This is a genomic window from Bacteroides sp. RCH18 (assembly GCF_058231005.1).
Genome location: NZ_JBIPTC010000002.1, coordinates 562,406 through 575,530, shown reverse-complemented (window position 1 = coordinate 575,530; position 13,125 = coordinate 562,406). Strand labels below are relative to the sequence as shown.

6 protein-coding genes are annotated in these 13,125 nt (G+C 43.1%); all 6 read right to left on the bottom strand.

Going from position 1 to position 13,125, the window contains the following annotated elements:
- Positions 1–84: 84 nt before the first annotated feature.
- The 6 genes from ACHLI0_RS17440 to ACHLI0_RS17415 all read right to left on the bottom strand — a co-directional run bounded on the left by ACHLI0_RS17440 (position 85) and on the right by ACHLI0_RS17415 (position 13,104).
- Positions 85–2,043 carry a SusC/RagA family TonB-linked outer membrane protein gene (locus ACHLI0_RS17440; protein ID WP_490749769.1) on the bottom strand — a complete coding sequence of 653 codons (1,959 nt, stop codon included), beginning with the start codon at positions 2,041–2,043 and terminating at the stop codon, positions 85–87.
- A 631-nt stretch (positions 2,044–2,674) separates the two neighbouring features.
- Positions 2,675–6,622, bottom strand: a complete 3,948-nt coding sequence (locus ACHLI0_RS17435) for a helix-turn-helix domain-containing protein (protein ID WP_490749768.1) — start codon at positions 6,620–6,622, stop codon at positions 2,675–2,677.
- A 304-nt stretch (positions 6,623–6,926) separates the two neighbouring features.
- A complete protein-coding gene (locus ACHLI0_RS17430; RefSeq protein ID WP_008764196.1) occupies positions 6,927–8,318 on the bottom strand; it encodes an alpha-L-fucosidase in 1,392 nt (463 codons plus the stop codon).
- Positions 8,319–8,396: 78 nt separating this feature from the next.
- Positions 8,397–9,752: a hypothetical protein gene (locus tag ACHLI0_RS17425; RefSeq protein ID WP_490749767.1), complete on the bottom strand. Its 1,356-nt coding sequence runs from the start codon at positions 9,750–9,752 to the stop codon at positions 8,397–8,399.
- A gap of 24 nt (positions 9,753–9,776) precedes the next feature.
- Positions 9,777–11,132: a hypothetical protein gene (locus tag ACHLI0_RS17420; RefSeq protein ID WP_490749766.1), complete on the bottom strand. Its 1,356-nt coding sequence runs from the start codon at positions 11,130–11,132 to the stop codon at positions 9,777–9,779.
- A 37-nt stretch (positions 11,133–11,169) separates the two neighbouring features.
- Complete coding sequence (locus tag ACHLI0_RS17415) at positions 11,170–13,104, bottom strand: RagB/SusD family nutrient uptake outer membrane protein (protein WP_490749765.1); 1,935 nt, start codon at positions 13,102–13,104, stop codon at positions 11,170–11,172.
- Positions 13,105–13,125 lie beyond the last annotated feature (21 nt).

Here is a 13,125-nt window from a genome sequence, read left to right as displayed (position 1 = left end):
CGATTTCTTTATAAATGTCTGATATAAAGCCTATTTACTTGTACTTATTTGGATTTTATTTTCATCTTTAATATGTCTGTTTGTTTATTGCAAAGATTCCCACCAAGCCTCATTAGAGATAGCCCAGCCAAGACCAAATGCAGGGAAGAAACCGAAACGTTTTTCTGGACTGAAGTTCTCGGAACCATTATACCCAAGGTTTGCCTCGAAAAAATAACGGTCGTTCCATGAGTAAGTAGCACGGGCGGCCAAGCCTTGTTGCTTATAAGGCAAAGAACCGATCAGATTATCAGAACTCGAACGGTAAATCTTTTGGTTATAAAGCAAAAGACCACCTATCCGATGCAAACCAAACGAACGGTCGTAATTTAAAGAAGCTTCAAAGTAAGTACTTCTAGAGTCGGAAGCGCCCTGGTCAAATGCAAGATCTTTATGTCCTGTATAGGTCAGTGCATACCGATAATTGCCATCTGCATCAAATACATCATCATTCCACAATCCGTTTTCGTCTTTAGTTCCGGCAAAATTGTAAGTATCTTCACGCTTGTTATACTTCAGGTCACGACTGTTATGCACGTCGAAAGCCAACATGGCAGAGGCGGTAAGCCCTTTACTCCACTTCCAGAAACCAAGGTCTTGCGTCAAACGAATGTTGGAGTTCAACTGATTTCTTGCTTCATTTTTGTAACCACGACGAGTCAAATCGGCATACGGGTTACGGAGGTCACCATTGGTAGAGATACCTGGTACAGAACCATCAGGCATCATTAACGGCAAATAGACCGGATTAATCTCCATGGCTGACGCAAACAAGTCACTGGTAGATTGCTGCGGATAGTTACCCATAGAAAGGAAACCATTGAAGCCCAAATCAATAGTAGTCGTTTCTGTTGGCTTCAAGTTCAAATTAGCGGTATAATTGTAGCGGTCGTAACGGATGTTAGCATCATAGTTCTCCATTTCAGCGGTACGTGTCAGACCTTTTTCATTATAATAACTCAATGAAACGTAGTAAGTGGCATTAGGTACACCACCACGCACACTTACATTTACACGACGATTATGTCCCCAGTCATTGAATAATTCGTTCATCCAATCAACGTTCGGATACAAATAAGGATTGAACATCAGTGGATTATCATTCGGTAGTAATCCATGGGCTTTCTTCGTAGCCTCAATATATTGAGGAGAATATAACATACTGCCTCTAGTATCCATATACGCTTCATTGGCAGCATCCATATACGTAAAGGCATCCGCCATTTCAGGTTTCTTTGTCAATGTCACAAAACCTTCATAGTAGTCTACTGAGAATTGCGGCTTGCCCACCTTACCCGGTTTGGTTTTAATCAGAATTACACCATTAGCACCGCGTACTCCATATACAGCTGTGGCAGAAGCATCTTTCAGCACCGTAAACGACTCAATGTCTTCAGGGTCGATATTATTGAAACTACGTTCCACACCATCCACCAATACCAGTGGTTTAGAGTTCTGACCCGCCAGTGTAGAAATACCACGGATCCAAAGATCGGAATCATCATGCCCCGGTTCTCCTGAACGTTGCACAGCTACTACACCCGGCAAACGTCCAGCAATAGCAGAAGATAAATTAGCCGTCGGCATCTTTATATCTTCTATTTTCATAGATGACTGCGCACCTACTACCGATACTTTACGTTGATGTCCGTAAGCCACAACTACCACTTCGTCCAGTGACGATACATCTTCTGCAAGAATTACGTCCAGCACTTTCTGTTTGCCTACTTTTACCTCTTGTGATTTATATCCTATATAGGATACGATAAGAATGGGATTGTTACTCGTCAGTTTCAGATTATACTGACCATTGGTGTCTGTTATGGTACCATTCGTAGTACCTTTTTCCTGAACGCTCACTCCAATGAGCAATTCGCCTTTTTCATCAGACACACGCCCTGTTACAGGAGTACCTTGTGCCCACACTACTGTACTAAATGTTAGCAGTAATGCCAATAGCCACAATGTCTTTGTGTGATGTTTTTCCATTTCAAACAAATTCATGTTACTTTGTTTTTTTTAATTAATACTAAGGTTATCAATCGCCTATATAATTCTTATAAGCGGAGGCAAATTAAAAACTTTTAATATTAAGAATATTCCGCAGAAGTGACAAAATTATGTCAAAATAAGAATGCTCATTCATAGAACAGAAAGGAGAAATAAAGCACATTATAAACATCTATATATCAACACATAGCATTCATTTGCGCACAAACAGAGCACAAGTTTGCGCACATTGTATCAAGTTATAATAGCCGCCTTTTCACCACTTTTATTAAAAAGTTTATTCGTAAGTAGTAATAAATAAAATCTATACAGACATGAATTCAAATATATCTGTCACCCCAAACGACCAAAGAACAGAAGGAATGAAGGAATCCCGAATCATTAACCGAAAGACTTTGAAAAACTAATTTCTTATCAGTCCAAATTGATTCGTTCTACTGTAGTTTCCCTTTCGTTCCACTATAGTTGGACGCAAGAAGCACTATAGTTCCTCTTGCGCCCAACTATAGTGGAACGAATAAATAAGAGCCTCGAAAGACTTAATTATCCGGAACTACTGATCTAAGGATTCGGGTAATACATCCAAAAACTCAATTAGTAAAGAATAAGATAGTGGGGGATGGCATTATCGGAGTTGCTCCCGATAATCTTTCGGCGTCATTCCGAATCGGCGGGTAAACTCTTTATAAAAATAGGAACGGCTGGAAATACCAACTTCAGCGATAACATCCTGAATAGAAAGTTCTTCATTCTGCAACAATCGTGCAGCCTTCTCCATCCGATAACTCTTTATCAGGTCACTGGGAGCCGCATTGGATATTTCTTTAAACTTGCGATAGAATTGACGCGGACTCATCGCCATGCGGTCGGCAATTAAGGTTGATCCCAATTCTTCCTGGTCAAGATTTTGTTCTATCACTTGCAACAGTTTCCGGATAAAGTCCGCCTGTTCTTCTGTAGTACAAACAATGCGTCCGGCCCAGTCACCAAGCTCTTCCATATAAATCTGCTTTGCCTCCCGAGTACCGTAAATAGCTTTATTGACGGCTTCTTTCAAAAATATAATATCATAAGGAAGTACAATATATGAATCAGCCCACATAATCAATTCACGCTGAATGGACGAACTTACTTTCCAACTTAACATTGGAATAAATGCCGTTTTCGAAAGTTGAGTACGATTCTTATTCACATATTCCAGGAAGTCACTCTCTGCTTTTGCATACATCAACATATCAACTAGTAACAAAGCAGGAGCCGATCTACGTATTTCTTCAAATGCAAGTTGTACACTTTTCACCGGACAAACAACAAATTCATCTGCTAGGAGATCACTTATCAGCCATACCATTTCATCCCTATCCTCTAGCAGAAGAACCGTTTTCTTCCCATGCTCTTCAGTCTCCTTGATGATAGCCGGTTCAAAGGCTAACGTCAATAAATGATCCTTTTCTCTGTCGGCATAGTAAAGCGTAACATTTAGCTGTCTCAAAGCCGCTTGCACAGAAAACAGTAATTGACGGGTAGTTATCGCCTCTTCTGTTTCCTTACTATCCCTTCTTCCCTCTTCTTCCGAACCGGAAAGTTGCTTATATAATTCCTTCAGAGTATCATCTACAGCAGAGAACTGCAGCAACATCCGTCCTTCCTCTTCCTTCACATCCACTACAATATCCGACTTATGTTTTACTCCGCCAATATAAAGGTAACACCAATAGAGCATACAGCGTAAAGCATTCTTATAAACAGGATAAACAAAGTGTTCTGGTATAGCAAGTTTTACAGAAGATATATCAACGCCCTGTCCTTCCAACACATGCAAGACTTCTATAGAGAGCTCTTTCATGCACATACAACCAGTAATCGCATATTCCGTAGGAAAAAATGACTTAAGTTCCTCTACAGCCAAAGTTCCCGGACGGAAAAGAGTTGCAATAACCGTCTCGTGTACCTGCTCCATAATTCTGAGACGCTGTTCATAAGGGAGATTTTCCGCACGCAACTGATCACAAGAGCGATAAATGGACGTAAAGCGATTCAGTAACTCACGATTAAGACTGGCGGACTCCGGTAGAGCTTCATTGCTTTCTGCTGTCAACAGCCGCTGCATCATACGCTTCTGGAGAAAATATTTTCTTAATAAATGAATCAGATAACCGGCTATTAATATGAAAAACAGCAAGTAAATGACATAGGCTACCGTAGAAAGATACCAAGGTGGAAGAATGTACAAAGGGATAGAAAATACCTTATATTCCGTATTAAATACATCTTTCTTATAACGGACCTTTAAAACATAGCTACCCGAAGGTATTTCTAGATACGATGCTTCATTTATACTACTAAACGAGGTCCAGTCTTTATCAAATCCGTCCAGCATATAGGAGTACTCCACATCCCCTCCAGTAAGAAAGTCTGGAACAACAAAAGAAAGGGAAAAAGAAGCCTTCGCTCCTTTAAAACTTAACGCTTTGCCACCATCGGTATAATAATCCCCCAGATTAACCTCTTTACGTCCAATCATTAGCTTACGCAATAATATGTTCGGATAGAATTCCGGAGCTGTCGCCACTTCCTTATCCAGATAAAGCAAACCGTCAATGCCTCCAAAGAAAAGACGTCCGGTATAAGGACATTGATAATAGGCATCATCACTAAACTCGCCCACCTGCACACCGGCGGCATAATAATAAGCATGCGAAGAAGTGTTTTTGGGATTATATTTAATAAGTCCACGATTAGTGCCAAGCCATAAAAAACCATTTGCATCCTCCAATATGCCATGAATCATATCATTAAGCAACCCTTGTTCTCTACCGATATAGGAGGCACTGATTTGTTCCTTATTAAAGGTCAAACACACTAGTCCCGATGTTGTTCCTACATACATCCTACCATCTTTAGCACGATGCAGGCTAAGTACATCATCAACAGATTTATGCAATATTTCTTTCAAAGAAATGACTTTATATTCTTCTGTCTGTTTATCAAATCGAATTAACCCTTTTTCCCGGCTTCCCAACCAAAGAATGGAATCTCCTTCAGCTAACATAGGATAAAACATGGTTATCTCTTTTTGTTCATAAAAGAAATGATAACGCTTTTGCGATTTGAGGTGAATCTCCCCTTGTTTCCTCTCCAATATCAATTTACGAAATCCGACCCCAGCCGTAACCGCATAGAGTACGCTGTCATTCTCTTCATAGATATCATGTATTTCGATAACAGGATCTGTAGACTTATCCTCAACACAATGCAAGGCTTTATCTGCAAAAGAATAGTAAAACAGTCCGGGATTACCCGATCCTACCCAAAAGCCATCCATATAACGGCTTTGTTTTAATGAGTATGCTTGAAACTCTCTATTCCAACGGGTATAAGATGAGGCATCCTGCCTGCCTACTGGAGAGTAAACTGTAGTAGCAGAAGCATCCATACCACCTTCATAGTCATGTACATGCAAAAGTCCATCTCCTTTCGTACCAAACCATAATCCGCCATATTTGTCTGTCATGACAGAACGTACCTGCCGACTTAGATTGGATGATAGTTTGCTAAGCATCAGATTAGTGGCTATCGAGTACTTCTTAGCGTACATGACAGCTCCCTGCCCATCAGAAGCTACCCAAAGAATATTCTGATGAGGATCGCGGAAAATATCATATATACGTACATTACGGTCCACCACTTCTTCTTCATATTTTTTCGAGGTGCGCAAACGTACTAAACCATTGGTTTGAAAAGCAATTATAATGTCTTCATAAAAAGGAACAATTCCCACAACTTTCCCATATCGTTGCACCAACGAAGAAAGGTTACGAATATAGATTTTAGACCTTCTGGAAATATCATATACATAAAGATCCCGCTCTGCATCCACAAAACAGAGAATGCCATTCTGATAAAATACATTATCGATAGGTTTTGCATGAAAATCAGAAGATGAAACAGTAGGATGGACAGACAATGTATCCCGGTCAAAGCCATCTAATGAACATTGAATCAGACTACCTGTATTCCGTGGAAAAGTCCATAAGACACCATCATCCGTGACAAAAGCACGCTGATCCATATTCTCGACAGGAGTCTCTATATTTTTGAGATGGACAAACTTTTTATGATAAGTATTATAATAAAAGATTCCTTCATCGCTTACTACCCAAGTATCTCCTTTCGGATTGGAATGCAGATAATAATCACCTGTAAAATCATAATATCCCACTACCTGACGCGAATCTTGCGAAAAACGATTAACTCCCAAATGTGTAGTAATCCACAAACAACTGCTATCTGCCTGCTGAATAGAATGAATGACATTGTTACTCAACGTCTTTTTCATTGAGAAATCAGAACGAAAGACCTCGATACCTTTCCCATCATAACAATTCACGCCATCATAAGTGCCAAACCACATCAGCCCTGCTTTATCCTGATAGAGGCAAAGCACAGCACTATTAGAAAGCCCTTGTTGATAATCGACTTTCCGAAAAAGATAAGCATCTTTACCCGCATCAGCCCAACAGACCAACGAACCAATAAATGTAAAAAGGCATAATATCAGACATCTTCTCATTATATTAATAGCAAGTGTTATTGTTCATGTCTTATTAGATAAAGCGGGAACAAATATACTAAATATAATATAAATGAGACATTAATAAGTAAGAAAAGTAACAAAAGCCATCGGATAGACCATTAGAAAGCTGATACAAATGTTTGGCCTAAATCCAAATATTATTCTACACGCAATTCCCACAAAAAGGGAAGTACGGACGTACGATAAAGAGTTGGATGAAATAGAATCACCATCAAAAAACACGACTTTACCTGATGGTGATTCTATATAAAATCAATGATTTAACTCTAAGATAAATTCATCATCTTCTCTCACAATATACCCCGAACTCTGCAATGGAGGTAGTACCATTAGAGTTTAAGACAGTCATTCGTACCGCATCTCCCCAAACCGTATCGAAACGGTGGATTTTCACACGCAGACCGGTAGGAGCCTTACCTTCGTAAAGGGGTTTCCATGTACCACCCGCACGGTATTCCAGACGGTATTCCTGCAAACGGTCATTGTTACGATCCGTAATAACCACCATATTGAAAGATTTCTCGCGCTCAAAAGTAACCGAATACCAGGGCACTTTCACTTCAGGATTAGAATTCCAGCAGGTCCCGAAATCATCGTCATTGGCAAAGTCCATGATAGCATAGTCACTGCTCCATGTACCTTCGGCAGGCTGATATTTGGCAATGTTGGAAGATATAATAGGAGCATCCGCTTCGGGAACCGTTGCTACACGACCGTCGTTCTTCCACAGTTTACCTATTTCCTTCAGAGCTTTCAAGGCGTTGGCATCCATCAAGCCGTCTCTGTTGGGAGCTACGTTCAGGATAAAGTTACAGTAGGATTTGCCCATCGGGATGATATTATCATTGACCATTTGTGCCGGAGACTTCACAGGGGTAGTCGGGAAACTTTCTTTCCAGAACCAGTTCTGCTGTAACGGCAGGCAAGACAAGGCAGGCAGACGGTTGGTATCTTTCGAGATATGCTGTCCGGCTCCTTGTTCGTAAGACTTGATGTCCGTGTAAAACAAAGCCTCGGCAGGATATTTCGCTGCATTCAAATCCATCACCAGACAGTTGGGCTGGATTGATTTGACCAGACGATAAATATCTTCAAAAGGTACGTCATCGTAAGAGATACGTGACCACGGGGCATCCCAACCGTCAATGATCAAAGCTGTTATTTCACCATAGTTGGTCAACAGTTCGCGAAGTTGCTCCTTGATCATTTCGATATGCTGCGGAGTTATACACTTGGGACGCAGCCGGGCATGCGTATCGAGGATCGAATAATAGAGCATCACTTTCATCCCTTCGGCACGGAATGCGTCGGCATATTCTTTTACCACGTCACGTTTGAACGGGCTGCTCATTACACTATAATCGGTCGTTTTAGTATCCCATATACAGAAACCGCTATGATGTTTCGTTGTCAGACATCCGTAGGTCATGTTGGCTGATTTTGCCGCTTTTGCCCATTGTTTGCAGTCCATCCTGACAGGGTTGAAAAGCTCGGGAGCAGCATCCGGGTCCGGCCAGTCCTCATTAAAGAAGGTCGGCATGTTGAAATGAATGAACATACCACAGCGTAAATCAACGAATTCCTGTTGCAGCTGGTGCAACGACTTAGTTTGAGCATTCAGGCATAACACCGAAGTTACACCCAGGATCATCAGTAAAAACAGTCTTTTCATCATCTATTCATTTATTAATTATTAATTAGTTAAGTACGTTAGCATCATTAGCTTATACTATCTTATTCACATTCATTCTCAGTCTCTCTGATACTTCATCCACATTCCACCTTTCGAAGTAGCTTCCGTATCGGGACACAAAAGATAGATGTAGAATTTATCTCCTGCACTCTGACGGTCGTGACGAACAACAAAAAGCCCTTTCTCATTGAACCAAGTATCTATCAGGTCTTTACAGTAGGCATTTATCTCGGCCACTTCCGTCGCATTAAGAGTACCGCCGCCACAGGTCTGTCCGCTGCCGGATATGTTCTTAAATAGGACACGGTCTTTATCGGAATTATTCATCAGGATGCTTACTCCTTCTTCACTGCTCGGGAAGGCAAGGTTCGCAAACCACCATGTCCAGATAACGAGCGGTCTTTGTTTCGGACTTCCACTCCATCCGTAGTCATAACTCATGGCATTTATATCGGCAATTGTTCCGCCGGAGCTTGTAGCCTGTCCGCCTGTTCCCGCCCATATTTCATCGCAAGCGGCACCGTGATCCTGCGCTTTTCCGAGTGTGAATTTTCCTCCGGAAGTCACATAGTCGAAGTCATTGACCGCTCCCTTGTTGGAGGTCAGGGTTACATTTGACATACCGTCTACCGCCACCGCATCACCGGTGCAATCAATGGCTTTGAAGGCATAAGTGGCTCCGTTCACCGATTTAATCTGTTCTACCGGCGTGTCCAGTTTGAAGATTTGCCCTTCTTTCGTCAGTTTAGATTCATAATATTGCGTATGACCGTTCGCATCGCTTCCATCCTTGTTTTCAATCGTTATTATCTTGACAGAAAGATCATTGACACCATTTAGTACCAAGCCATAATAACCGATAAAATTGCCGGAAGCGTCACAGATGGACTGATTATCCAATAAATTTTTCTCAAAGAGTTCGGTAAAGTCCGCTTTTGAAGCAACTTTACCATCGATGTATGCCTGTGTAGTCGGCTGCAGTTCAATGGTATTGCCGGTAGATTCACCGTATAAGTTCAGCTGCGGCGCCTCTCCTTCTGCCGGAATCTCTGATACGACAAACTTGGTATCTGCAAATTCACTACCCAGGTTTTGCAGATGGACATCGCAATTCTCAATATCCAGTGCCACTTCCTTGCCTTTGGCAGAGAATGATGTTTTTCCTTCTACCGCCATCTCCAGAAAGTCCGAATCCAGTGTCACTGTTCCGTCTTCATGAAACTGGAAGTAAAACTCGTGCCCCTGATAGTCAGCTTTCCAACAGCCATCGGCTGTGCCATACAATATTTCTTTAACGGTGGAAGCCTTCAGACGGTCACCATCTCCGTAACCCACGTCATTCAAATCCAAGGTATTGCAACTCCAAAAGCTCGTGCACAGCACAGCTAATGCAAATAATACTTTCTTCATCATAGTTGTTTTTTAAAGGTTACTCTATTAGTTATTTTGCAGGAACACTTCCACCTCTGTCTTGTATTCGTTCCAGAGTTCTTCCATCGTAAGGTCCGGGTAGCTCTCCTTCAGGATATACTTCACCGCATCCTCCAGGCTCCACTGGTTGGTCAGTTCGTCCATCAGCACCGTCCACGGCAACATACGCACGAAGTCGCCATTATAAAGACGCAGCCAGCTCATAAAAGCACCGGAAGTATTATAGTCAACCTGCCAGACAAAGTATTTATCACTCTGCGGATTCCGGTAAGACTTGGCGATAGCGGCCTGATACTCTTCTTTTTGCGTAGCCAGAATATATCCTTTGCTCGCTACTTTCACAGCGTCCGGCCATCCTTCCTGATACCCCTGTCGGTCACAATCCTGCACACCTTCCATGATATATTTTCCTTGTTTGGGCATCCACTGCACGCAGTGTCCCATCTCGTGCATGAACACATGCTGCATGTCCGGCAGTTTCCACCACGCATCGTTCGGATTGCTTTCCGAAGCCGGATAAACAATACCTCTTCCTTCGTTATGGGTGGGGTAGTCTATCGCATACGCTCCTCCGGTCTGGTCTTTCTTGATAAAGACACGCAGTTTGCTGTAAGGGTCAAAAGCCAGATTATAGGGGTCGAATGACATGGCCGCACAATCCATATAATACCATTTCCGGAACTCTTGCTGAGTAGCGGCCTCGTCTCCGTTGCCTATCAGATTATACAATGCAGAAACGGGACGTATCTCCGAATCACTCTCAAAGGAAATCTGAACTTGTGTCGCCTGACTGGTTTTAAAATACTGCCAGGCAGCATAGTTCATATCCACTTGAAGTTCATACTTATCCGCCTGATCGCTCAGATTTGTCCAGTCACTTGTCTGCCGGGCACCGTCGGCATCTTTGTAGATAGAACGGAAACGAAGTTCCTCTACACCGTAACGGTCTGTAACCACTACTGTACGATATTTACTCAGACGCAGAGTGATCGGCTCGTTGCCATAATCCCGCCTTTTCACAGTCAGGTTGCCAAAATCACCGACATTCGGTATCATGACGCGCTTTATCTTTTTGCCGGAGAGCAGGGAGTTGAATTCTACTTCCACTCCCACATATTCGTCTCTCTTTTCCCAGCCGGAGTTACTGCCGTCCCACGTGAGGTAAAGTTCATTCAGCACCTCATCATATTTCGCCTCTTTGAGAGGGGCAGCCGCATATCCGGCTACAGTATTCCCGTCTTTCAGTACAGGCTGATAATCTTTATAGATGTCAGGAGTTGCAAAGCTGTCTTCCTCACCGTAGCAGGCAGCCAGCGTCAGCGAGACAAACAACCCGAAAGCTATATCTTTCCAATGTTTCATAATCTTCTTGTTTAAGCGTTATTGTTCGAATATTGTATTACCATCCTAAGTTTTGTACCAGCGACGGGATACGACGGAGGTCATCATAAGGTATCGGCATAAAATATTGCTTTTTCGTAAATGCTACACGAGTCTCAAAAGAGGTCCTTTCGAAGAATGCCGGATAATCCTTATCCATATTCATACCGTATACTTTGCCTCCTTCGCCTCCGGTGTGATATGCCGGATAGATCCAATGTTCGGGATCATTCTGTCCTTCCGCCACTTTCCAGCGACGCACATCGAAATAGCGGTTCCATTCGAAGACAAGTTCAACCAGACGTTCGCGGCGGATACGGTTCAGCAGATCGGTCTGTGTCTTCGGACAGGTTATCTTGCCGGCTGTTGCGGTAAATGTGTATTCGGGAATTCCTGCACGGACACGGATTTTATTCAGATAAGTCAGGGCATTGTCGAGATCGCTGCACATACAAAGCGCCTCAGCATATCCCAAATACATATCTGCCAGCCGAAGTACCGGAGAGAAGTGTTTCGAGCCGTTGTTGTTAGAGGATTTCGCACCCCGACGGATCAAGTATCCCGAATCCGGACAGTCGCCGGAGGCTTTGGACTTGCCGCAGGTTCCGTTTGCACCGTTGGTGAAGTCTGTGCGCATTTCCTCATTGTACTTACCTTCGTTCAGCCAGATAGAGCCGCTGTAGGTAATATTCACATAAAAGCGAGGTTCACGGTCTTTCCACTGTTTCAGCACTTTGGACTTATCGGCGTCAAAGTAAAGACGGGAAGGGTTGTTGGGGTCATAATATCTTCCGGATGTGAAGTTGTTGGCGCCCGGTATACCCTCGAATTTGTCATAACCGGGGTCTTCTTCGATGGTCAGTCCGTCTTTCGTAAAGAACAGGTCTACCGTTTCCTGGGTTGTATAATAGCCACCGCCGCCAGTCACGTCGGTATCCTGGAAGTCGGTAAACTTAGGACATACCCAGTAGGTATAGTCGTACAAATCTCTCAACTTCACAAAAATCAGTTCATCAACAGCTTCCCAGGTTGTGGTGAAAAACTCGCCCGCAGCCCTGCACGAAGCATAAGGGTCTAGTTTTCCATTCGTATAGACCTCGGTCAGCTTATATCCCTGTCCGGTTGCGAAGGTCATAAACCGTTCATACGCATCACGTGCCTGAGCCCATTTGGAGTTATCTTCAGTCTGAGGGAAAAGTTGTTTGCCGTCTTTATTCTTGACTGACGCCTGATCCGTATTTCCGTTGAAAAGCGGACTTGCCCAATAGAGGTACAGCTTTGCCTTGAGTGCCATACAAGTGGCGACATCCATACGTCCCAAGTTTGCCTTCCCAGCTCTCTGGAGCAAATCGCCGGAATCAATGGCGCTCTGCAATTCCGTAGCGATGAAGTTTACGCATTCGTCTACCGAATTACGTTCTTTAATCAGTTCTTCCAAGGAAGCGTCCAAAGGAATGGGATCTTCGCCAATCAACGGAATGGGACCGTAAAGGCGCAGCAATTCAAAATAATAGTATGCCCGCAATGCACGTGCTTCCGATTTCCACTTTCCACGTGTAGAGGCGGCGGCTTCTGTACATTTATCTACGTTCTGGATGAACGTACTTGCTTTGGCTATTGCCTGATAGTACTTTGAGAAGTACTCACTGGCCTGAGCTGAAGCGGAGTTAAAGGAACCGTTGGTCCATTCCGCATACGTTTTGTTCCAGCGGTTTGCTCCGTCCAACGATGCTTCTGTAAAGATACCTCCGTAGGTGTTCGGATGAATTGCATCTGTCACTTCACGCACGTAACTGTATACATTGTTCAGATATTCTTCCGTCCTTTGCTTGGAGGCAAACGTTTCGTCCAGTCCAAACTGCACACCGGGAATCGGTTCAAAGAAATCACTGCAAGCAGTCAGTCCGACACACATCGATGCAGCCAACAGGTATTGTTTTATTCTATTCTTCATAACGATTATTTGACTTTAGGG